The sequence below is a fragment of the Cellulophaga sp. RHA19 genome, assembly GCF_002813425.1.
Taxonomy (GTDB): domain Bacteria; phylum Bacteroidota; class Bacteroidia; order Flavobacteriales; family Flavobacteriaceae; genus Cellulophaga.
Genome location: NZ_PHUL01000001.1, coordinates 103,113 through 128,095 on the forward strand (window position 1 = coordinate 103,113; position 24,983 = coordinate 128,095).

The following is a 24,983-nucleotide window of genomic DNA, read 5'->3' on the forward strand; positions in this document are numbered from 1 at the left end:
TTTAGCACCTAATTTATTTGCATTTAAACAGTCAGTAAATCGATAAAACAACAGAAATAAAGGATTAAATGCGTATGCTTTTTCTTACTAATATGTATAATTTTAAAAATAATATATGATATAACACTTGTTTTTGTAAGGCTTTATCGTTTAAACACAACATTAAATACGTGTTAAATTAAAAAAATTACTTTTGTAAACTGATATTATTTAATACATTAGCCTTCATAAAGACAATATTTTAGAATTTTTCTCTTTCTTCCAAAATAAAATAATGTCATATTAAGGACTTAGGTTTTTGCCTAAGTATGGAGAAAATTTCAAAAAAGTAGTTTTTTGATGCTTTCTCTTTTTTTTATACTAGTCGAAACTAAAGAGGAACTGTAACATTTTAAAAATTAATTTTAATTAAAAAAACAAATTATTATGGGATCATTTAGAGCAGATTTTAGTTTCGGTGGTAAAGTATTTGATGTACTTTATTCTGATTATGAATTTAGTAGAAATACAGATTCTAAAGGTAAGCCATCTTCTAACGTAACTGGTGGTAGAGTTGAATTAGTTATAGAGTCTACAGAAGATACTTCTGTTATTGAAGCTATGGTTAACAGTCAGTTTAAACCTGTTGAAGGTAAAATTACTTTTAAGAAAACAGACGAGGATGCTAAAATGAAAGAAGTTGAGTTTAAAAACGCTTACATCGTTCATTTTAAAGAAACATTAGACGTTAATAATGACGTACCTATGACTATTAAAGTTACTTTCTCTGCTGAGGAAATTAACGTTGGTACAGCTTCTTTATTAAACCGTTGGCCAAGATCATAAAACTACTAAACACATACTAGTTGTTTAGACATGTTTATACTATTAAAGCCTTCAAGTGTCATAATTTGAAGGCTTTTTTATCCTTTTACAAAATACCACATATGGTGTATTAGTTACACACAAACCAATACATCTAAAAAATAAAACAAACCTAGTAAAACTAATCTCTTTACTGCTTTGTTTAAAATAACATTAAAATTAGGCCTCTTGGTTTCTAAATTTACCACAAGGCTTATATAGTACCTACAAACATAAAGTTATGACACCAGAAAATAAGCAAATTAGTATTAACGGTAAATTTATTAGTGGTTACAAACACATTACCATAGCTCAAAAAATTAACGATCACCATTCTTTTGAGGTTGGTATAGATTTAGAAGCCGGGGAAACCACTACCGCACACACCATAGACAAGTCTAAAGACTGGCTTGGTAAAACAATACTTATTACTACTACTGGCAAAGATTTTACAGGTATTATAACCAACGTATCTCTTAATCAAAACAACGGCAATCACGGGCAAATTATTCTCTCTGGCTACTCCTCTACTATTGTTTTAGAAGATAGTGAGGTTATGCAATCTTGGTTAAACAAGTCCTTAGCAGACATTGTAAAAGTGGTGACTAAAAACCCTAAGTTAACTACAGAAATTGCACCAGAAAATACCGCTACACTAGACTATGAGTCGCAATACCTAGAAACCAACTTTAAGTTTATACAGCGTATTGCTAAACAACATAACGAGTGGTTGTTTTATGATGGAGACACCTTATTTTTTGGAAAACCATCACAAACAGACCCTATTACTATAGAATACGGTAAAGATTTAACCGAAATGAATATTGGCATACAAGCACAGGCTCGTAAAGCACAAGCTTTTTCGTTTAACTCCCAAGACGTACAACAACACAACAGCCAAACTCCAGATAGTCCTACTGGTTTAAATGAATTAGGACAACACGCCTTTAACACTAGTTTAGAGCTCTTTTCTACTGGTGGTAATGGGTACACCATTCCTAGAATTAAAAACAAGTCTGAGATAGACAACTATTTAAAAAAGAAACAACAAAGTGCGGCGGCTAACTCTAACTACATATCTGGCAAGTCTACTAAAAAAGGATTAGCTGTAGGGAGTATTATAGACATAGAAACAGCTATACTTAGCGGTGTTGCTAGTTATGCCACTAAAAAGCACGGTAAATATATTATTACAGAAATTACACACTACGCTAAAGAAGCTAACTATTACACCAATAGTTTTGTGGCGTTACCTGTAGATATTAAAAGCCTACCTGAACCTAAAGTAACATTGCCAGTAGCGCAAACACAAATGGCAACGGTATTAAGCAACCAAGACCCTAAAAACAAAGGAAGAGTACAAGTAAAAATGAACTGGCAAACCGGAGAAATGAAAACGGCATGGATACGTGTTATGACACCAGATGCAGGGAGCAGCAGTAACGTAGCTACCAACAGAGGTTTTGTGTTTATACCAGAAGAAGGTGACCAGGTTTTACTTGGTTTTAGATACAACGACCCTAACAGACCTTTTGTACTAGGTAGCCTTTTTAACGGGCAAACAGGAGCCGGAGGTTTAGAACAAAACAAAAGTAAAAGTATAACTACAAGAAGTGGTAATACCATAACTTTTAATGATGATGAAAACCAAGGGAAAATAACTATTTCTGATCCAAGTGGTAGTAGCATTACACTAAACGGAGATGAAACTATTACTATTTCTGCTCCTAAAACAATTACGTTAGATGCTACTAATATTTTCTTAAAAGGAACAGAAATAGAACTAGACGGGACAAATGTTAAAATTGGCGGAAAAGAAAATATCGTTGTAGATGCACCAACAGTAGGTATTACGGGTACAAAAAGCTTGTCATTACTAAGTTCCAAAAATGCAACTATAAATGGCGGTGAAGAAACCAATGTTTTAGGTGCTGCAATTAAAACCAACTCTACTGGGGACACCAACATTACTGGCTCTATGGTAAAAATAAATTCTTAAGCATGAGCGAGAACAAATCTATAGCACACCAATACTATAAGGTACAAGAGTACTGGAAAGAAGCTCTGACGCATAAAGAATGGAAACTAGCCGTTTGGGTAGCTGAATATTCAGATATTGAAATTATAAGTCATTTTTTAGACATAGAAGGTTCTGCGCTAGGAGAAACAGAAGAGGTTATACTTAAATTTAATTCAGTTTACACAGAAGATGAAGAATATGAAAAACATTTATGGTCAGAATTTACAGATTGGTTTAATCTAGATAATGACCCTAAATACGATATACATAAGGCTTTAATTAAAGATAACTATCTTAAAACGCCTTTTGTTCCAAATACAAAACTTGCACCTACATTTTCTAACCTTCTTTTAGAGATAGAACGCTTTAAAAAAGCGTTAATTGGCATAGACCCATCTTTAATTATTCAGTTTGGTTTAGGAATGCACCAACAAGGCTTTGGAGATTGGATACATGATATGCTAAAAAAAGATACCCCTACTGCTATTAGATTTGTGGCTATAGATATTGCTAAAGAAAGACATTTAAAATCTTTTAAAAGAAAAACACGATCAAAAGTTTATGAAATTCACCCGCAGTTAAATATGCTTGCGGCTATGAAGAATGAAATGAAAAAAGAGGTTAAAGGTAGCCAACCTCATAGTCCAGATGCTAAATACAAACTAACCGTATTAGAATTAATGGAAGCTTTACCTAAGGAGAAAAAAATGCTTCCGTTAATAGATCGTCTTTTTACAGAAGCAAAACAATTAGGAGAACCCTCAGTACTAGTATCTAGTTATTTAATTGTATCACACGCATACAACACAATTAAAGAACCTAAAAAAGGACTTAAACATATAGAAAAAGCTATTGTATTAACAGACACAATAAAAACATCTTCACAATACTATCCATTATGGAGGTCTAGTATGCTATTTAAGGCTGCTTTTCTGTTAAGCCTTAGTGAAGAAGAAGATGCTTTTGAGGTTTATGAAGAAATAGCGCAAAAGGCAAGTAAAAATTTAGACTATTTCTATATTATGGAAGCGTACAGAATATGTGCTACCATACAAATGAAAAAGAAAAAATATGAAGATGCTTTTGAGTATGCGCTATTAGCACTAAATGGCGGTTGCTATTTAGACTTACAAACGCGCCAAAACTCTACGTTTTTATATGTAGCTAATTTAGCATATAACATTTTAGAATACATATTGGGTGAAAATGAAAAAAGGCCTATTGTAGAAGAACACCTGGAGCTTTGGTTGGGTAAAAATTGGAAAAAACTAATTTCTGCTGAAGAAAACCTAAACCAACATTATGCTCCTCTACCAAAAGAGCAAGAATTAATTTCATCAACAAATTAAATTATGGCTTTAAGTAAAGTAACTACTAAAACTGTTGAAAAAGTAGCTGAAAAAGCGGTTAAAAAAACAGTAGGTCATGCGCCTGGAAAAAGTTTTGGAGAATTATTTTCTGAAAAAAAAACACAGTTAGATAGTTTACAGAAAGACCTAGCAGCTGCAATAATGCCTAGTATACCAGGACAACCTGCTGGTAAATTCTCTGACATGGGCATAGGTGTAGATTTTCATTCTACGGTTGTACCACCATCTCCTATGTGCGCTGTTCCTAATGTTTTTATGGTGTATGATATGATAGCCGCAGTTTTTGCTGCCATTAATTCTGTTTTGCCAACACCCACTGAAAAAGAACAAGAAGAGGTTGCTGAAGGCGAAGAGCAACTACCCCAACCCATTACTGTAAGTTCTGTAGCTAGAGCTATTGTAACTATGATGAGGCCTAGTGTTAAAATAAATAACAGATGGGTTGCAAATGCTGGTGCATCTATACAACACTTACCAGGTGTTTTAGCACACGGGCCTGCTCCAATAGTTGCTCCTATGGCACAAGGCGAAATGTTTATGGGTAGTAGTACCGTTATGGCAGATTCTGCCCCTTTCTCCTATCAATATTTACCTGCACTATCTTGTAATGTTGTTGGTATACCTGCACCTTTTAGAGCTAAAAAAGCAAGCAAACCTAAGCTAACATTAATGGCTCCCACAGATAGTATGATAACTGTTATTCCTGCAGGTATGGCTGTTTTAGTTGGTGGACCTCCTACTATAGATTTATTTGCCCTTGCGATAAATTTAGGACTTAAAGGTTTTGGGAAATTATTAAAAAGAGGAAAAAAAGCAATTAAAAAAGTTGATGTAGAAAAAGCTATAAAAAAAGTTGATGTAGAAAAAGCTGCAAAAAAAGTCGATGTAGAAAAGGCTGTAAAAAAAGTTGAAGTAAAGAAATCTTCAAAAACAAAATGTGTAGGAGAACCTGTAGATGTTGTTGCCGGACGTGTAGTTTCAGAAAATGAAGAATTTAGTTTCCCTGGCGCCATCCCTTTTGTATTTACACGTCGTTACTATAGTGACATACAAGCAACATCCGCATTAGGTAAAATGTGGCACCATAATTATGATGTTTACCATAGTGATGTAAACCAAGAGGGAGATATTGTTGTAAGAATTGAAGATGGCCGTTTTATTACATTTCCTGCCTTAGCTGATCATGATACTATGTATCACCCAATAGAAAAATTTACATGGAATAAAACTAAAAATGGGTATGTTTTAGAGGACGAATATAAACTACAATACCACTTTGGCAGCAACCGTAAACTAGCGTTTATCAAAAATACTATTGGAGATAAAATTAGCGTAAAATACAATGCTAATAACAATATAGATTCTGTGACTGATACCGCAGGACGTGTTTTTAAATTTAGTTACAACAACCCAGAATATATTAACCTTTTAACCACAATAGAACTAGAAACACAGGAGGGCTTTGTATGGAACCACAATTACAAGTACAATTCAGAAGGCTTACTACATAAAGTTATAGATGTTAATAGTGCAGAAAAAACATTCCGTTATAAAGATGGCTTATTATCTCATTTAACCAACCAGTTAGGCGGTAATTTTTATTGGGAATACCAAGGTAAAGGAGAAAATGCAAAATGTATACACGCTTGGGGAGATGAAGGGCTTTTAGAATACCATTTAGATTATAAAGTAGGAAAAACTATTGTAACCAACTCTTTAGGCAACACTACAGTTTATGAGTATGATGACCGTTTACTCATAACCAAAATAACCGACCCAATGGGCGGGGTAACCATAAACCGCTATAACGAAAACGAAGAAAAAGTACTCACCATAGATCCTATGGGCAATAGCACCAAGTTTAATTATGACCAAAGAGGTAATTTAATAGCCATTACCAATGCTTTTGACAATACCGAACGTTTTGGTTACAATGAGCAAGACTTGCTCGTAAGCCATACCAGCTACCAAGGAAATAGCCTAAGAAGAACCTTTAACAATCTTGGGCAGGTAACACAAATAGAGTACCCTAACGGTAGCTCTGTAGAACTAGACTACAAAAAAGGTAAACTATACCAAATAACAGATCAAAACAAAAATACCACTACTTTAGAATGGGATAAAAGTCATAATTTAACTACCATACACTCGCCTAACGGCACTGCTACGCATATGACGTATGATAGTCTTGGGCGCGTGCAAAAAACAGTTGCTGCCAACGGGGCTACAACTACCTATGATTATGACAAGGTTGGTAATGTTTTAAAACTAATAGAACCTACTGGCAATGTACACCAATTTACGTATAACACCGCTGGTAGTGTGCTTACTGCCAAAGACCATAAACGCAACGTAAAATTTAGCTACTGGGGCCTAGGGCATTTAAAAAAGCGTACCGAAAATGGTAAAAGTGTTACTTTTTATTATGATACAGAAGAGCAACTAAAAAGCATACGTAATGAGGCCAGTGAATTGTACCGTTTTAGCCGAGATGGCAATGGTAATATTATAGGCGAATGGGGTTTTGATGGGCTTAGCCGTAAATACCGTAGAGACGCCAATGGCCAAGTAACAACTACCATTAGCCCCTTACATACTACAAATTATAATTACAATGCTTTAGGCCAGTTAACTACTGTACAATATAGTAACGGTACGTATGAGTTGTTTAGCTATGATAAAGATGGCAACTTAATACTAGCAGAAAACCAAGACAACCAAGTACGCTTGCAATTAGATACGGTTGGCAATGTGTTACAAGAAAGCCAAAACGGCCACCTAATTACCAATACCTATAATAACTTTGGGCAACGTACCCAAATGCAAAGTAGTTTAGGTGCACAACTAAATAACCAATACAACCCACTAGGAGAGCTTATCAATAGCAATGCAGCACAAGACAAAGCAACAACATGGCAAGCTGCTTTTGAGTACAATAGTATGGGCTGGGAAGTAGAGCGTTTGCTTAGTGGTGGCGTAACACAAAAAACAAACTATGACCAGGCTGGTAGAATAAAAGAATTACACGTACACAGCCAAAATTACGAACCTAGCAAACGCCAATACAGTTGGAACCCAAGTAACCAATTAGAGCAATTAATTGTAAACGGAAAAACCACTACATTTAATTATGATGCACTAGGTAATTTAGCACAAGCAAATTACCAACAAACAGAAACCATTTATAAAGTACCAGACCGTATAGGCAACCTATACAAAACAGCAGACCGCAGTGGGTATGCTTATGATAAAGGAGGTAAATTACTAGCAGACCCAGAGTGGAACTATATGTATGATGCCGAAGGCAACCTCATAAAAAAAACAGCGAAAAATAAACAAGCAAGAGGATTTAACTTAATAGATGATAACAATAGCCACCTACTTACTTGGGAATATGTTTGGAACGCCAATGGCAGTTTACAAAAAGTAAGCAATAATGAAGGGCTACTTACTACTTTTGAGTACGATGCCTTGGGCAGGCGTACCGCTAAAATAAACCCACTAGTAAAAAACGGCAATAATATTATACGTTTTTTATGGGATGGCAACGTACCCTTGCATGAGTGGACGTACAACCTTAAAGACCGACCGCAGCTGGTAGTAAACAACACAGGCGTATTAACATATAATAAACCAGAACCGTTTAACAATGCCACCACATGGGTATTTAATGAGGGGAGCTTTGTACCTACAGCAAAATTGGTTAATGGCGAGTATTTTTCTATAGTTAGTGACCATTTAGGAACACCTATAGAAGCTTATGATAAAGAAGGTGAAAAAGTATGGGCGTGCGAGTTGGATATTTACGGAAAAGCAATTAAATTTACAGGAGATAAAACGTTCATACCCTTTAGATACCAAGGCCAATATTTTGATGCTGACCTAGAGCTGTGTTACAACAGGTTTAGGTATTACTCACCAGATAGTGGTACGTACATAAGCCAAGACCCAATTGGGCTTGCAAGTGGTGAGCCAAACTTTTATGCTTATGTAAGCGATAGTAATAGTTGGGTTGATGTTTTTGGGTTAAGTAAAGGAAGTGGAACTCTTGGAAATAGACTTGTCAAAGCAGGAAAAACAATAGGAGATGATTTTGTTAAGAGTAATTATCAAGCACATCATGTTATACCTCATGATGTTTGGGTCAAAAATCAAGATTTCTTTAATGAAATAGGCTTAGGCAAATCAGGAAGATTTAATCCTAAAGATGGTGTAGCTAATGGTTTGTTTATGCCTAAAAATTCAGGAGTAGCAAATGATTTAAATCTTAAGTATTTTCATAGTGGCAGTCATAAATCATACAATGATTTTGCTGGTAACAGAGTTTCTTCAATAGCAGATGCTTTTTATGATGATAGAATATCTAAGAAACAAGCAAGAAAAGCTATAAGTAAATTGCAAAAAAGTTTAATTAAAGGTTTGAGTGCTAAAAATGCAGGAAAAGCAATAAATCTAAATCAATTTCATTAAGATGAATACTATTAATGTAATCACAAATAACATTTATTACGATGTTTTTATAGGAGAAAAGTTTAACAATAATGATCCTGATTTACCAGTAAGGAGTTCAGGATGGTATGAGTACAGAAATAAAAGAGATGGAAAACCTCCTACTAAAGATAAAACCCTTCCCTTATCAACAATTTCTATCTTTAAAGGAATTAAAAAAATTGATTTTGATTTATATATAGCAGATAGGAAGTTTTGGATTTTATCAAAAAAACTTTATGATTTTTTTAAACAGAATAATTTATTAGATATAGATTTATTTGAATATTCTCAACATTCTATTTATAATTTTAAAGGAACTTTGCTTAATGATGATTTTGTTATGTTACGTTTTTTTGAAGATAATAATAGTATTATTGATTGGCAAAATGTAGAAACTATAGATGTAAAGGATCAGTTTACTGGTGTAAAAAATAATTATTACAGCAAGTTAAGCTTTCTTAAACATTTAGATATATTTGTTCTCTATAAATCACCATTTTATAGTAGAGCATTTTTTGCTTCAGATACTCTTAAAAGAGAGTTAATAGAAAATTTTAAAGGATTGGATTCTTTTTCATTAAATGAGTTTATCAATTATCACAGAGCAAAATATAAATATTAAGTAGTAGTAATATTCTAAAATGACTCCCCCGCTAGCACAAGCATCTTGCTTGTGCCCTACCGCATAAATTCTACAAAAAAACAAACAACAAAAGCTATCTAGTAAATTAGGTAGCTTTTTGTATTTTTAAGCAATGGTAATTAATGTAGTTACCAAACGTTCTTTTGCAGTTTACCCTTTAGATACCAAGGTCAATATTTTGATGATGACCTAGAGCTGTGTTACAACCGGTTTAGGCATTACTCACCAGATAGTGGTACGTACATAAGCCAAGAACCTATTGGGTTGACATCTGGTGAACCAAACTTTTATGCGTATGTAAGAGATAGTAATAGTTGGGTTGACCCTTTAGGTTTAGTAACCCAAATGGTTGACGGGGTAAAAATGGGTGATTGGGGAGAAAAAGTTGCGTCAAAATATTTATCTAAAAATGGACATCAAGTTTTAGGTTCTGTCCAAAATGCTTCTGGTCACGGTTTCGATTTAATAACTAAAACTTCTGATGGCAACATTAATGTCATTGAGGTAAAAACGAGCAAAAGTAACTGGAGAAGTAAAGCTGATATGTCTGGATGGACAGATAGAAATATTCGTAAAATCTCTGGAAACATAAATGGTAGATGGAAGAATATGCCTAATTATCAGAAAAACCTAATGGATATTATTATTGATGCCAAACAAAATGGGAAACTAAAAAATAAACTCCTTCAAATTAATATAGATGAACGTTCCATTAAATTAAAGTGCAAGTCTTAATGAAGAAATTAATTAATAAAGCTATTAAGCATTACGAGTATAATTCACTTTTAGATGAAGAACTATGTAATGAGGAATTTTACAATAGGTATTCTTTTTCATTTAAAAATTACAAAAAGAACAAGTATAATTTCGAAACTTTCTATCATAAATTAAATAGCAATCCAAACTGCACCCATATCAAAGCAAAAAATCTTTTATTTCAAGGGAATGAAGATTGTTGGAAGTATTTTGAGCGGACTGCGGTATTTTGGACCTATGGACATATTAATGATAAATGGATAGATCATTTAAAAGGTACTTATGAATATGCTTTATATGTTGAACGAGAAGATTTGATTAAACTACTTTTTAAAAAATCATTATCGTATTTAACAGACCAAGAGAATTTATCCAACAAAGAGTTTAAAAAACAAAAAGTGTATCCTAGTACACAATTAGCACATTTCTTAATTGAAAAATGGACAGGAAACAATCCAGTAAAAGACTTGATTTTAAAGTATGGAAGTGGCTATGGTATTTATCAAAAAATTATTGACAATTGGGATGATTTTACTAAAATAGAATCCAATTATTGGGATGAGCTTTGCGAATATCATTTAAATGGAATAGGATTACAACGTGGTGAAAAATGGGAGAATGAAGAATTTTTGACTAGCGGCCTAATCCCAATGGAATTAATAAACCTAATTAAAGTTCGTGAAAAATTAGGATTAGACATACCTGCTATAAATAATGCTTTATTTGACACTAATATGTCTAAAACACCAGTTGTTCCTACAGGTTATGATGAAAATTTAGATATAAAATTTAAACTTATTGATTTAACCGTAAAAACAAATAAGAAATATACTTTTCAAGAAATTGAAAAATATATAAAAGATGAAAGAGGTCGTGACGTGAAAATATTTGAATAAGCCAGCTAGCACAAGTCCCCGCTAACACAAGCATCTTGCTTGTGCCCTACTCCATAAGTTATTATAAAACAAACAGCAAAGCTATCTAGTAAATTAGGTAGCTTTTTGTATTTTTAAACTGTGGTAATTAGTGTAGTTACCAAAAGTTCTTTTGCAGTTTACCCTTTAGATACCAAGGCCAATATTTTGATGATGACCTAGAGCTGTGTTACAACAGGTTTAGGTATTACTCCCCCGCTAGCGCAAGCATCTTGCTTGTGCCCTACTGCATAAGTTATTATAAAACAAACAACAAAAGCTATCTAGTAAATTAGGTAGCTTTTTGTATTTTTAAGCAGTGGTAATTAGTTTATTTACCAAAAGTTCTTTTGCAGTTTAACCTTTAGATACCAAGGCCAATAGTTTGATGTTGACCTAGAGCTGTGTTACAACAGGTTTAGGTATTACTCTCCTGATAGTGGTACGTATATAAGTCAAGACCCAATTAGGTTGGCATCTGGTGAACCAAACTTTTATGCGCATGTAACTGACAGTAATAGTTGGATTGATGTTTTTGGGTTGACTCCAGGGATTATAACATATCCTATTACGGGAGCTACAAGTTCTCATGTTCCACAAAGTGGAGGGTGGCAAACTGGTATTAATAGAGCTTGGGCGCAAGAGAAAGCTTTACTAGAAGCCGGACACTCTGGAACAAGACCGTGGAGTGCACCGGAAATAGACCTTATAAAATCTACTCCAAACAGCCAACTAAATTCTGTTATGACTAATGAAGGGTATACAGGTCACCATATAACATCTAAAAATGGAACTATGGCCTTAGAGGTTAAAACTTATAACCGATATATAACTGTAGAGGGTAAAGTGAAAGTTAATGAGGTTCCCTTCAGTCCAAAAATACGACAACAAGTTTTAAAAGATGTTTATTTAAGAGATAATGTAAAAGGGTATGATCCAAGATGGATATTTCTAGATGCCCCATCGAGTTTAGAATTAAGTACTTTTTTATCTAAAAATCGTATAATTTCTGTAATACATCAATAAAAAGTGATACATTTAATTATTAACATATTAATATAGTGTCAAATAAATTAAACGAAGAAGAAATTAATTTAATTCAAAAAAGAAGAGAAGGCTTAGACGATTTTCTAAAAGAAAGAATGCCTATTTTGAAGGAGTTTATAGAAGATTTAGGATATGACGAGCCCCATTTAGTCCTTTTGGAGGCTCAAAGGTTTATACCTTCACTCAGTGACTATCTTAAGAATCAAAAAATTGAAGATGAAGATAAAAATTGGATTACATCTATTTTAGGTTACTTTATAGGAGAAGTTTTTGTTCAAAAATATAATGGTAGTTGGTTTCTAAATGAAGATGCTAACTCACACACTTTCGGAAAGTATTTAGTTGGAGGTTTTCTTGGTTTTGATAATGCCTCAATAGATTCTTTTAAAGTTGCTATTGATTATGTTAATCAGAATAGTATAAGTTTGGAAACTTTTATATTAAATATAGAAAATGACGTTTTTTATAAAAAAATCAAATAATTAATTGGAGAAAAAGATGTCGATTTTATTAATTTAATCAGACAATATGTTATACACTTTACATATTTAAAAGACTGTCTCAAAAAGCTATTTTTTTTATAACAAGTAACTGAAAAGACAGTTCAATTTGTTAAAGTCTCATTTATATAAAACCACTCGAGATACATACCCGAAACTTTGGGGCACTTCTGTGAAGTGTGTCTAATTTTCTTTAATATTTGAAATGCTATTTGTTATCTCTAAGCAATGTCTCAAAGACATAAAATTATAGATAGTACTGCGCTAGCGCAAGCATCTTGCTTGTGCCGTACAGCATAAGTTCTACAAAAAAACAAACAACAAAAGCTATCTAGTAAATTAGGTAGCTTTTTGTATTTTTAGGCAGTGGTAATTAGTGTAGTTACCAAAAGTTCTTTTGCAGTTTACCCTTTAGATACCAAGGCCAGTATTTTGATGATGACCTAGAGCTGTGTTACAACAGGTTTAGGTATTACTCACCAGATAGTGGTACGTATATAAGCCAAGACCCTATTGGGCTGGCAAGTGGTGAACCAAACTTTTATGCGTATGTAAGCGATAGTAATAGTTGAGTAGATGTTTTTGGGTTAGCTGGCGAATTTCAATTAGGTGCTTATTCCGACATAACAGGCCCTGTACACAAAGGTGATATGTTGTCTGGTCATGAACTCCTTCAAAGTGCTTGGTTAAAACAAAATCATAATATTGGACGTAGTTCTTCCATTGGTAAACAAAACCCATCTATAGCTTTAACAGAGCCTAATATGCATAAAAATATTTCTAAGCTTCAACAGAAATATAAATTAGGGGGAACTAATCTAAAAGGACAAAGTGCTTAACAAAACATTAATAGAAATACCGCACTAACAAGAAAAGGTATCTATCAAGGTTTATTACATAGAGGATGGGAACCAACAAATGCAAAGCGATATGCAACTCAACTATCTATGCAACTTAGAGAAAATGCATTAGAATTCGCTAAGAAAAACGGATTCTTAAACACTCATTAAGAAATTAAATCAAATACAAATGAAAGAAAAATTTTCTAAATGCATACCATATGACAAAAATATTAGAGGTAGGATTGGGGGAAATCCACCTATATTAATAGAGGACATAATTCCTGAAAATTATCTTTTTTATGCAACAATAGTACATCCTCGAAAGGAAAATTATATGCTATCAATTTTAATACACAAAGATTTTGATACGCGTATAGAAAAAAATATATATCCAAACATAGAAGTGAAAGTAATTGAACATAATTACTCTGAAGAAGGTTTATTGGAGGAAAAAAGGAATAATGATATATCCATTAATTCAATAACCAACTATTTAGACAAGGCTAATGAAAATGATTTTTTTATAGTAAAAGCTGGCGGAACACCAAATTTTATCCAACATAAAGATTATTATTATAAAGAACTAAATAAAGACGGTTATTTTTACTTATTGCAAATAGATGAAGAAGGATATAGCGATGATTTGTTAATTGATAACTATCCTTTTAACTATGGAGCTTTGTACTTATATGAACAAAATGAAACAAAAAAAATAATAGCTGGGTTTTGGCAATATTCATAATTTAACCGCTAAATTAACCCCGCTAGCGCAAGCATCTTGCTCCTACCGCAAAGCATAAGTTATTATAAAACAAACAACAAAAGCTATCTAGTAAATTAGATAGCTTTTTGTATTTTAAGTAATTCAACAGTACTATTTTAATAGTTTATAGTACCTTATAAAAACACAAATTTTAAATTACTCTTAAACAAAATATAAAGCCACATTTACACTATATCAATTTACACCAAATGCGTACTTTTGCATAAATATCAATCTAAAACAAAATGAGCAACAATAAAATTGCACCTTCTTTATTAGCAGCAGACTTTGGAAACCTACAGAGAGATGTAGAAATGGTAAACAATAGTGAGGCAGATTGGCACCATATAGACATTATGGACGGCGTTTTTGTTCCTAACATATCTTACGGTATGCCTGTGTTAAAAAGTATAGCACAGCACGCTACAAAAACATTAGATGTACATTTAATGATTGTAGACCCAGATAGGTACATAAAAACCTTTGCAGAGTTAGGAGCAAATGTATTATCTGTACATTATGAAGCTTGTACACATTTACATAGAACTTTACAAGCAATTAAAGCTGAAGGTATGATGGCTGGCGTTGCCTTAAACCCTCACACAGGCGTACATTTATTAGAAGATATTATTAATGATATTGATGTTGTATGCTTAATGAGTGTTAATCCTGGTTTTGGAGGACAATCTTTTATAGAAAACACTTACAATAAGGTAAAAGCATTAAAAGAATTAATTATTAAGAAAAATGCAAAAACCCTTATAGAGATAGATGGCGGTGTTACTTCTAAAAATGCAAAAGCTTTAGTAGACGCAGGTGCAGATGTACTTGTTGCTGGTAGTTTTGTTTTTAAAAGTGATAACCCAACAGCTACAATTAAAAACTTAAAAGAACTTATAGGCTAGTGAATTTATTTGATGTTATAATTATTGGCGGCGGACCTATTGGTATTGCCTGCGGATTAGAAGCTAAAAAAAACGGACTTTCTTATCTTATTTTAGAAAAAGGGTGTATTGTAAACTCGTTATACAATTACCCTGCTAAAATGCAATTTTTTTCATCATCCGAAAAACTAGAAATAGACAACATTCCTTTTATCAGTAATGAAGCTAAACCTAAAAAAGAAGAAGCTTTAGAATACTACAGAAGAATTGTAAGTAGCAATGATTTAGACATTAATTTATTTGAAAAAGTAACTAATGTCACCAAAGACACTACTTATTATATTGTAAAAACCAGTAAGACAACTTACACTGCAAATAACGTAATAATAGCTACTGGTTTTTACGATATACCTAATAAATTAAATATTCCGGGAGAAGACTTACCAAAAGTCACCCATTACTATAACAATCCGCATTATTTCTCTAAACAAAAAGTAGCAGTTGTTGGCGCAAGTAACTCATCCATAGATGCCGCTTTAGAATGCTGGCGTAAAGGTGCAGAAGTAACTTTAATTATTCGTGGCGCAGAAGTTGGTCAACGCGTAAAATATTGGGTACGCCCAGATATTATTAACCGCATAGAAGAAGGTAGTATAAAAGTAATTTATAATGCCAATATTACAGAAATTAAAGAGACCCAACTAACAGTTAAAACTGTTGATGGTGCTATTACCTTACAAAACGACTATGTTTTAGCATTAACTGGCTATAGACCAAATTTTGATTTTCTTACCAAAATGGGCATCACCTTGTCTAACGATGCAAAAAAGATACCAACACACAACACAGACACAATGGAAACCAATTTAAGTAACGTTTATTTAGCTGGTGTAATTTGTGGTGGTATGGAAACGCACAAATGGTTTATAGAAAATTCTAGAATTCACGCTAAAAAAATAATTAGCACTATACTACAAAAGAAATAATAATTATATTACACCCTGTTTTCAGGGATATACATTTCACTAACTTGCGGGGTTGTAAAAAGCTATATAAAAGCCAACTTTGTAAACAGCGTTTAAATTAGCAAACCAATCAGGTAACCTGTATACAAACACAACCCAAATTAGCATAATTAATTAAACAATTATTATTTTTTTGACTTTAACCAAACCAACATACAGTACATTTTTTCACAAATTAAAAACAACTCTAATTCTACTTTTAGTAAGTGTTTTTCAATTAGTTAGTGCACAAGAAATAGACAGTACAAAAACTGAAAAAGATGAAACTCCATTTTTTTCTTTTTCTTGGTCTCAAATTCAATTAGACGAAACCCTTAAACCATACTATGATGCTTTAAAAACTGCTGAGTTTGGAGCGCAACGTTTTTCAGTCTTTGATCAACTTATAGAAAAACACGCTTATAAAGCAAATACAGACTCTGTACTACATTACGGAAACCTATATGTACAAGAACTAGGCAATTGGGATAAACCCGAAAAAGAGAAGAAATACCTTTACGCAAAGGCTTATTATTTTATGTCTCTTGGTAGTTCTTTAAACGGATTAATAGACAAATCTATTGAGTGGAACATAAAAGGACTACAAGAAGCAGAAGCCATTAACGATACTGAGTTTTTATATTTACATAAAGTAAGTTTAGCAAAAAACTACATAACTCAAGACAAGACAGACAAAGCCATAGATTTACTAACAGAGTCTATAGACAAATACGGCAAACAACATTCTAAGGTTACCAATAAAGCGCTTATGCAATTAGGTAATGCATATGCAAAAAAACAAGATTACACTAAAGCAGAAGAGTACTACAATTCTTCATTAGAACTAGCAAAACAATTTAAAGATTTAGAAGTTGAGCTAGAAGTAAGACTTCAACTCACTAAATTCCTAGAGATAAAAAAAGATTATCCATACGCATTAAAATATTACGCAGAAATTAGTAATGAAGCAAAAGCTAATGATTACAACGCTATTTATTATGAAGGCGCACTATTAATTGCAAAAGTATACTATAAACAAGGATATTATGATATTGCAAACATAGGACTTACAACAGCCTATGTAAATGCAATTGATCACGAAAATTTAGAGTTTCAAAAACAAATTTTAACTGTACAGGCAAAAAGTTATTACAAACAAGAAGATTATAAAAATGCTTATGCTGTTATGACACAGCTTTTTAGTGTCTTAAACCAGATAAAAGCAAAGCAACAAAGAGAAATTATAAAAGAACTAGAGATACAGTACGAAACATTAAAAAAAGAACAAGCTATATCTGACTTAAAAGAAGATCAAATTAAGCAAGAAGCAGAACTAGACCGTCAAAAAACAATTAAATCTGCATTTTTAATTGGTTTTTTAGTTATTCTTATTCCCGTTATTGCTTTACTCTATACATACTATCAAAAAATACAAGCACAAAGTGAGCTTGCTAAAAAGAACGAAGAAATAAATAACCAAAAGGTTACCACACTTAAACAAGAGCAAGAATTAAAACTTATTAAAGCCTCCATTGAAGGTCAAGATGAAGAGCGTAAACGTATAGCTCAAGAATTGCACGACAGTATTGGCGGTAATTTAGCTGGCATAAAATTACAATTGGCAAGTGTTAAAGAAAAAACAGAAACTTTAAATACAATTACAGGACAATTAGATGAAACCTACCAATTGGTTAGAGACATATCTCACACACTAATCCCTAAAAAGTTTAGACAAGACGATTTTACGCAGCTCATAAAAGAATACACAAAATCTATCACCAACACAGGCGAACTTAATGTAGAGTTTTATCCGCACCCAGAAGAAAAAATAAACACCATTAATGAAATGGTAAAAATGGAGTTGTTTAAAATTATTCAAGAATTAATGACAAACACTCTTAAACACGCCAAAGCATCTAATACAGATATACATCTAAATTACTTTGAAGATAGCATTACCTTACTTTTTGAAGACAACGGTAAAGGTTTTAACAAAGAAAATAATGGAGACGGTATTGGGTTTACAAATATTAAAAGTAGAATAGAAAAACTAAACGGTACCTTACACATAGATTCTGCTGTAAACAGAGGAACAGTAATATCTATAGAAATACCAATAAAAAACACAACCAATGACAACTTATAACCTAATTATTGCAGACGACCATAAAATGTTTATAGACGGACTTACGAGTATTTTAGAAGATGCTCCTGAGTTTAATATTACTACAACCGCTAAAAATGGTGCGCAAGTAGTAAAGTATTTAGACATAAATGGTGCTGATGACATTCATTTATTAGTGACAGATTTAACTATGCCAGAAATGAATGGTATAGAATTAAACACTATAGTAAAAGAACGCTTCCCTGGTTTAAAAACACTAGTTGTTAGTATGCATATAGATGGCGGTATGATAGACACACTAATTAGAGGCAATGTAGATGGCTATGTACCCAAAAATGCTGAAAAAGATGAATTATTAGAAGCCATTAGAACTATAATTGGCGGAGAAAAATATTTTTCTACAGAAATAAAAAAAGCTTACACTGATGCAATGTTTGCAAGCAAAAAAGAAAAAGAGGTTTCTTTAACAAATAGAGAAAAAGAGGTTTTAAAACTTATTGCTGAGGAATACACTACACAAGAAATTGCAGACGAATTGTTTTTAAGCAAGCACACAATAGAAAGTTATCGTAAAAATTTAATTTCTAAGTTAAATGTGAAAAATTTAGCTGGCTTAACCAAACACGCAATAAAAATGGGACTTCTAGACGATTAAAGCTGCTCTACCCCTGTTTTCAGGGTATTCATTTTCACTAATTCAGGCGTATTCTTAGGCCTGCAATAACTTCATCTTTGTAGTGTATTTAAAAAAGCACTCAATTATGAAAACTAAATTATTTGTATCAGTATTAGCAACAGCAGCATTATTTTTATCTTGTAGTAATGATAAAAAAACTACAGAACAAGGTCTAGCTAACACGCAAATTAAGTCGGACATTATTATTGAAAACACAAAAATAAGAACAGGCATTTCTGCTGCAGATGAAGAACGTTCTTTTATCATGGTAACAGGAAAATCTTTATTAAATGGTACAGCAACTGTAAAAACTACCAATTTAAAAGGCGAAGAAATACATTGTGAATCATTTCCTGCAAAACAATTAATTGATCAAGAATATAAAACAGCAAATTCTACCCTGAAAGAATCTCATATTATGGAAAATGTACAAAACTATTTTGAGGTTAATCACAGTAACGATTTAGCTAAGTCATAATATTACACTACACATCTACTAAAAAGCCATGCTATTTGCGTGGCTTTTGTTATTCTAAAATAAAAAATACTTGTAGATCCCTAAAAGCTCCGCTTTGAAAACAAAGAATCCAAAATTAAAACACAAGTAAACTTAATTTTCTATTGTTTAATTAATAGTTAAGTAGCTACTACTTAATACATTACTATAAACCTCTATTTTTTAAAAAATCAACAGCGAACAACTAAATAAAAAGTTTTTTTGCGATAAATATCCATCGCTTTGTTAATATGTTCTACTAAAAAACTAATATTTAATTTTTTGTTTCAAAATAAAAACATAATTTCACTGTAATCTAAATCCTACTATAAAAACAGAAGTTATGTTAAAAAAACAAAAGAAGTATTTGTATTTATTTGTTCTAATAGCGATTATATCGTGCAGTGTCGATAAAAGTTCAGACATTGAAGAAATCAATAGCACTGCAATAACTAACCAAAAAGTTGAAAAAAAACCATACTTTATTGGAACAAATCCTACACCAAATGGAAAAAAATGGAAAACTGTTTACAAATTAACCGATGAGTTTAGTGATAACAAAATAAACTCAAAAAAATGGTATACAGACCCTAATGCTCATCCTCACTTAAAATGGCCTGGTCGTTTACCAGCTTTATTCCAATCCAAAAGAATAAAAGCAAATAAAGGTAAAATGACTATTGAAGTAGGAAAACTTGGAGAACCAAAAACAATTAGTCCTTATGGAAAACCTTTAACTTATACCTATTATGGAGGTATTTTACGTTCTAAAATAACCTCTACAGTAGGAAACTACTATGAATGTAGAATGAAAATGAGCAAGACAGAAATGGGTGGCGGCTTTTGGCTAATGGGTTATAACAATAATTGTAATAAAAAACATGAAATTGACATTACAGAGTCTGTAGGGGTCCTTACGCCCTTAACCGCAGAATGGGCAAGAAAAGCAAAATGGGATAAAATTTACCATTCTAACGCTATTCGTAGAGAAAATAAATGCCAGAAGGATTCAAAAAGAGCTCAAGGAGCGGTAACGACAACTACTAAAAATCATGAAAGATATTATGTTTATGGTTTTTGGTGGAAAAGTGCTACAGAACTTGTTTTTTTTCTAGATGGAAAAGAACAATACACTTTAACGCCTCCTGTTCCTTTTAATCAACAAATGTATTTACAATTCTCTATAGAGAGTTACGATTGGAATCCTATTCCTGCAGATGGAGGTAAAGTTGCAAGCGCTAATTTAAAAGATAGAACGTGCTACGTAGATTACATACGTACTTTTAAATTAATCAACAAATAACTTTAAGGCTATTAAAAAAAGTATAAGTCAATTGAAAACTAGCTTTTACTAACAAATTTCACGAATAAGGATGAACTGCGCTTTGCTTGTTGATCCCTAAAAGCTCCGCTTTGAAAACAAAGAATCCAAAATTAAAAAAGCAAGTAAACATTTATAAATTTCACGAATAAAGATAAACTGCGCTTTGCTTGTTGATCCCTAAAAGCTCCGCTTTGAAAACAAAGAATCCAAAATTAAAAAAGCAAGTAAACTTGATTTTTTAATTTTGGATTCTTTGTTTATTCGTGACCCCGGAGGGATTCAAACCCCCAACCCTCAGAGCCGAAATCTGATGCGCTATTCAGTTGCGCCACGGGGCCTTATCAGCTTATAAAAAATTAAGCTAATTTATTTTTTACTATAGTAGAAATTGTTTTACCATCTGCTTTACCTGCTAATTGAGAAGATACCATACCCATTACCTTACCCATATCTTTCATACCATCTGCACCTGTTTTAGCTATTACATCTTCAACAACTTTAGCAATATCACCCTCAGACATTTGTTCAGGCAAAAACTGCCCTATAACCTCTGCCTGTGCTAATTCTGGAGCAGCTAAATCTTCTCTTCCTTGCTCTGTATAAATAGCAGCACTATCTTTACGTTGTTTTACAAGTTTTTGTATAATTTTTATTTCCTCTTCTTCACTCAACTCAGTTTTTGCACCTGACTCTGTTTGTGCCATTAGCAAAACAGATTTTATAGCTCTTAATGACTCTAAAGCAACGCTATCTTTAGCTTTCATAGCTGTTTTCATTGCCGTCATTACATCTTGTTGTAAGCTCATAATTTATAATTTTTAGGAACACGAAGATAAAAAAATAAACCCGAAAACAATTACTGCTTTCGGGTTTATACACTAAATTATATAGTTTAAAAACTACACTAATCTACATTATCATGCAAAAAAGAATTGTTAGAACGTAATTGGATATCTTCTCCGTCTTCACTTAAAGTGGTTCTTGAAATTCTATTTTCTGGGTTACTATCATTTAAATTAACACCTTGGCGTAAATAAGCTGGCTTATTTTCCATATCACTTGCTGTGTTAATGTTGTTTTTAAACTTATGGTTAAAGTCTTTTAACTTTCTTCTACGCTCATCTGCTCTGTTTTTTAGCAAATCTTCAATTGGCGTATTCATAGGATCTACCTCTACTTGTCTTTCTTCTGGCTCAGCAGCTGGTGCAGGTTTAGGCGTTGGAGCTTGAGTTGCTTTTGGAGCTACTGTTTTCTTCTCAAAAGCTAATTCTTGATCAACAATTTTAGGCTCAAATTTTTCAGCTTTAGACTTAGCACCTGTAAGTTCTTTTTCTAGCTCCATATAGTCATCTAAACTATATCTTTTTTCACCTTCTTTATTGTATTCTAATACAGGAACAACTTCTACATGGTCTTTAACGTCCATATCATTTACCTCTTCATCTAAACTAAAGGTAATTGTATGTTCTTGTTCATCTTCTTCTACTTTCTGCTCCTTTTTAGGAATATCAAAACTAAATGCAAACTGATCTTCTTCCTGTACAACCTTTACCTCTTCAGCATCTACAACATCAAAATCTCTAACATCTACTATAACAAAGTCTTCTTCTTTTGGAGCATCAGCAACTACTTCATCATAAAACACATTAAAGTTTTTTATAAAATTTGTTGTTGGTATCAAATCCATTTCTGGCTTTTCTTCCTCAAATAAAGTATGCTTTATTACTTCTGGCTCTGCAGGTGTAACTTCTGTTTTAACAGGACTAGTTTCTGGCTCTACAACATCGTATACAACATTAGCTGCAGCAGGCGTTAAATTATGCGTTGCTTTTTGCTCGTCTTCTAGAGTGTGAATTATTTTTTTAGATTCTGTATTTACAATATCATCTTGCTGATCTACATTAAAACCCGTAGCAATAACAGTTACCGCAATAGCGTCTCCTAAGTTTTCATCTTCACCAACACCCATAATAATGTTAGCTCCATGACCAGCCTCTGTTTGTATGTGGTCGTTAATTTCCCCTATCTCATCAATAGTAATTTCCTGAGCACCGGAAACTATTAATAACAATACGTTTTTAGCACCAGCAATTTTATTATCATTTAATAATGGTGAATCTAATGCTTTCATAATAGCTTCTTGTGCTCTAGACGAACCAGATGCATTTGCAGAACCCATTATTGCAGTACCACTGTTAGATAGTACTGTTTTAGCGTCACGTAAATCTATGTTTTGTGTGTAGTGATGTGTTATAACTTCTGCAATACCACGTGCAGCTGTTGCTAATACTTCATCTGCCTTAGAGAAACCAGCTTTAAAGCCTAAATTACCGTATACTTCTCTAAGTTTATTATTATTTATAACAATTAATGAGTCTACATTAGCACGAAGCTTTTCTATACCAGTCTGAGCTTGCTGGCATCTCATTTTTCCTTCGAACTGAAAAGGCATTGTTACAATACCCACTGTAAGGATATCCATACCTTTTGCTTGTTTTGCTATTATTGGAGCAGCACCTGTACCGGTACCACCGCCCATACCAGCAGTAATAAACACCATTTTTGTATTGGAATCTAACATATTTTTTATGTCTTCCATACTTTCTATAGCAGCTTGTTCACCAACTTCTGGATTTGCACCTGCGCCCAAACCTTCTGTTAATGTAACCCCTAATCTTATTTTGTTAGGAACCGTACTGTTTTCTAATGCTTGTGAGTCTGTATTACAAACAATAAAATCTACACCATTTATTCCGGCCTGGAACATGTGATTTATTGCGTTACTACCACCGCCACCAACACCAATGACTTTTATTACGTTACTTTGATTTTTAGGCAAATCAAAAGAGATATTACTTTCTAATTCAGTGTTCTTGCTCATACTGTTATTTTACTGAGTTATTTTTTTCAATTTTCAACTTATGCGTTACTCCGCATTATCTAAAAAGTCTTTCAACTTATCAGACCATTTTTCAAAAATGGATTTTCGTTCTGGTTTCACTTCTTTTTTGGTTGATGTGGCATTTGGTTCTTCAGTTTGGAAACCGTCTTCTTCCTGATTATTTTCTACTGCTATTTCTTTTTCTGCTTGAGCTTCCTCTAATGCTATTTCTTTGTTTTTAGCATTAGTTTCTATAGCATTCATTAATAAACCTACTCCTGTTGCGTATAGCGGACTTGCTATATCTTGAGTAGAATCTCCTGCTAAATGCTCATTAGGGTAACCTATTCTGGTATCCATACCCGTAATATACTCTACCAATTGCTTTAAGTGTTTTAACTGGCTACCACCACCCGTTAAAACAATACCACCAATTAGCTTCTTCTTTTGGTCTTCATGACCGTAATTTTTAATCTCCATATATACCTGCTCTATGATCTCTACAACACGAGCATGTATTATTTTAGAAAGGTTTTTAAGTGTAATTTCTTTAGGCTCTCTACCTCTTAATCCTGGTATAGAAACTATTTCATTATCCTTATTTTCTCCTGGCCAAGCAGATCCAAACTTAATTTTTAATAGTTCGGCTTGCTTTTCTATAATAGAGCAACCTTCTTTTATATCTTCTGTTATAACATTTCCTCCAAAAGGAATTACAGCAGTATGTCTAATAATACCATCTTTAAAAATGGCAACGTCTGTTGTACCGCCTCCTATATCTATTAATGCAATACCAGCTTCTTTTTCTTCTTGACTTAACACTGCGTTTGCAGATGCTAATGGCTCTAATGTAATACTGCCTAAATCTAAACCAGCACTTTTAATACACCTACCCACATTTTTTATAGATGATACTTGACCAACAACTACATGAAAGTTAGCCTCTAGCCTACCACCATACATACCAATTGGCTCCTTAATTTCTGCTTGTCCGTCTACTTTATATTCTTGTGGTAACACATGAATAATTTCTTCTCCAGGAAGCATAATTAATTTGTAAACTTGGTTTACAAGTATATCTACATCATCTTCATTAATAACTTGCTCAGAGTCTGGCCTTGTTATATAATCACTATGCTGCAAACTACGTATGTGCTGACCAGCAATACCAACAACAACAGAGCTTATTTTTAAACCAGAAGTTGCCTCTGCCTCTTCTACAGCTTGCTGTATAGATTTTATAGTTTGCGTAATATTGTTTACTACACCTCTGTGCACACCAAGGCTTTTAGATTTACCAATACCTAAAACTTCAATTTTACCGTATTCGTTCTCCTTACCAATTATGGCTACAATTTTTGTTGTCCCTATGTCTAACCCTACTGAATATTTACCTGGCTCCAT

The 24,983-nt window shown here is 32.9% G+C and carries 18 protein-coding genes, 1 tRNA gene and 3 pseudogenes; 18 read left to right on the forward strand and 4 right to left on the reverse strand.

The window, feature by feature from the left end; all coding sequences use genetic code 11:
• The first annotated feature begins 426 nt into the window (after window positions 1–426).
• From tssD to AX016_RS00540, 18 genes and pseudogenes are all read left to right on the forward strand, one after another.
• Entirely contained in the window at window positions 427–825 is a 399-nt protein-coding gene (gene tssD, locus AX016_RS00455; RefSeq protein ID WP_100893698.1) for a type VI secretion system tube protein TssD, read from the forward strand.
• Window positions 826–1,084: 259 nt separating this feature from the next.
• The gene (locus AX016_RS00460; protein ID WP_100893724.1) at window positions 1,085–2,842 is read left to right on the forward strand and encodes a type VI secretion system Vgr family protein; all 1,758 of its coding nucleotides are present in this window, start codon (window positions 1,085–1,087) and stop codon (window positions 2,840–2,842) included.
• 2 nt (window positions 2,843–2,844) lie between these two features.
• Window positions 2,845–4,212 (forward strand): hypothetical protein, encoded by a 1,368-nt coding sequence (locus AX016_RS00465; protein WP_100893725.1) that lies wholly within the window; start codon window positions 2,845–2,847, stop codon window positions 4,210–4,212.
• A 3-nt stretch (window positions 4,213–4,215) separates the two neighbouring features.
• Window positions 4,216–8,703 carry a DUF6531 domain-containing protein gene (locus tag AX016_RS00470; protein ID WP_100893726.1) on the forward strand — a complete coding sequence of 1,496 codons (4,488 nt, stop codon included), beginning with the start codon at window positions 4,216–4,218 and terminating at the stop codon, window positions 8,701–8,703.
• A 1-nt stretch (window position 8,704) separates the two neighbouring features.
• A complete protein-coding gene (locus AX016_RS00475) occupies window positions 8,705–9,346 on the forward strand; it encodes an Imm43 family immunity protein (protein WP_100893727.1) in 642 nt (213 codons plus the stop codon).
• A gap of 186 nt (window positions 9,347–9,532) precedes the next feature.
• Window positions 9,533–10,102, forward strand: a pseudogene (locus tag AX016_RS00480) (RHS repeat-associated core domain-containing protein); the annotation flags it as partial.
• Window positions 10,102–11,019, forward strand: coding sequence for a hypothetical protein (locus tag AX016_RS00485; protein WP_100893729.1), 918 nt, complete (start codon window positions 10,102–10,104; stop codon window positions 11,017–11,019). The pseudogene AX016_RS00480 and the gene AX016_RS00485, both read left to right, overlap by 1 nt.
• A gap of 417 nt (window positions 11,020–11,436) precedes the next feature.
• Window positions 11,437–12,063: pseudogene (locus tag AX016_RS17325) on the forward strand (RHS repeat-associated core domain-containing protein); the annotation flags it as partial.
• Window positions 12,064–12,098: 35 nt separating this feature from the next.
• A complete protein-coding gene (locus AX016_RS00495; protein WP_100893730.1) occupies window positions 12,099–12,566 on the forward strand; it encodes a hypothetical protein in 468 nt (155 codons plus the stop codon).
• 437 nt (window positions 12,567–13,003) lie between these two features.
• A pseudogene (locus AX016_RS00500) lies at window positions 13,004–13,156 on the forward strand (RHS repeat-associated core domain-containing protein); the annotation flags it as partial.
• A gap of 78 nt (window positions 13,157–13,234) precedes the next feature.
• On the forward strand, window positions 13,235–13,423 hold the full coding sequence (locus AX016_RS00505; protein ID WP_100893731.1) for a hypothetical protein: 189 nt from the start codon (window positions 13,235–13,237) through the stop codon (window positions 13,421–13,423).
• Window positions 13,424–13,613: 190 nt separating this feature from the next.
• On the forward strand, window positions 13,614–14,168 hold the full coding sequence (locus AX016_RS00510; protein WP_100893732.1) for a hypothetical protein: 555 nt from the start codon (window positions 13,614–13,616) through the stop codon (window positions 14,166–14,168).
• Window positions 14,169–14,434: 266 nt separating this feature from the next.
• Window positions 14,435–15,094, forward strand: coding sequence for a ribulose-phosphate 3-epimerase (rpe, locus tag AX016_RS00515; RefSeq protein WP_100893733.1), 660 nt, complete (start codon window positions 14,435–14,437; stop codon window positions 15,092–15,094).
• A complete protein-coding gene (locus AX016_RS00520; RefSeq protein WP_100893734.1) occupies window positions 15,094–16,059 on the forward strand; it encodes a YpdA family putative bacillithiol disulfide reductase in 966 nt (321 codons plus the stop codon). Before rpe ends, AX016_RS00520 begins: the two co-directional genes overlap by 1 nt.
• A gap of 172 nt (window positions 16,060–16,231) precedes the next feature.
• A complete protein-coding gene (locus AX016_RS00525) occupies window positions 16,232–18,223 on the forward strand; it encodes a tetratricopeptide repeat-containing sensor histidine kinase (RefSeq protein WP_100893735.1) in 1,992 nt (663 codons plus the stop codon).
• Window positions 18,210–18,857 carry a response regulator gene (locus AX016_RS00530; protein ID WP_100893736.1) on the forward strand — a complete coding sequence of 216 codons (648 nt, stop codon included), beginning with the start codon at window positions 18,210–18,212 and terminating at the stop codon, window positions 18,855–18,857. The genes AX016_RS00525 and AX016_RS00530 overlap by 14 nt, the downstream gene beginning before the upstream one ends.
• Before the next feature lie 106 nt (window positions 18,858–18,963).
• On the forward strand, window positions 18,964–19,356 hold the full coding sequence (locus AX016_RS00535) for a hypothetical protein (RefSeq protein ID WP_100893737.1): 393 nt from the start codon (window positions 18,964–18,966) through the stop codon (window positions 19,354–19,356).
• Between the two features lie 385 nt (window positions 19,357–19,741).
• Window positions 19,742–20,677 carry a glycosyl hydrolase gene (locus tag AX016_RS00540; protein WP_232732579.1) on the forward strand — a complete coding sequence of 312 codons (936 nt, stop codon included), beginning with the start codon at window positions 19,742–19,744 and terminating at the stop codon, window positions 20,675–20,677.
• A 285-nt stretch (window positions 20,678–20,962) separates the two neighbouring features.
• On the opposite strand, the gene AX016_RS00545 is transcribed toward AX016_RS00540, so the two are convergent.
• The 4 genes from AX016_RS00545 to ftsA all read right to left on the reverse strand — a co-directional run bounded on the left by AX016_RS00545 (window position 20,963) and on the right by ftsA (window position 24,983).
• Window positions 20,963–21,036 (reverse strand) — tRNA-Arg (locus AX016_RS00545).
• An 18-nt stretch (window positions 21,037–21,054) separates the two neighbouring features.
• Window positions 21,055–21,504: a GatB/YqeY domain-containing protein gene (locus AX016_RS00550; protein WP_100893738.1), complete on the reverse strand. Its 450-nt coding sequence runs from the start codon at window positions 21,502–21,504 to the stop codon at window positions 21,055–21,057.
• Window positions 21,505–21,602: 98 nt separating this feature from the next.
• Window positions 21,603–23,579, reverse strand: a complete 1,977-nt coding sequence (gene ftsZ / locus AX016_RS00555) for a cell division protein FtsZ (protein ID WP_100893739.1) — start codon at window positions 23,577–23,579, stop codon at window positions 21,603–21,605.
• A 45-nt stretch (window positions 23,580–23,624) separates the two neighbouring features.
• Window positions 23,625–24,983: a cell division protein FtsA gene (gene ftsA, locus AX016_RS00560; RefSeq protein WP_100893740.1), complete on the reverse strand. Its 1,359-nt coding sequence runs from the start codon at window positions 24,981–24,983 to the stop codon at window positions 23,625–23,627.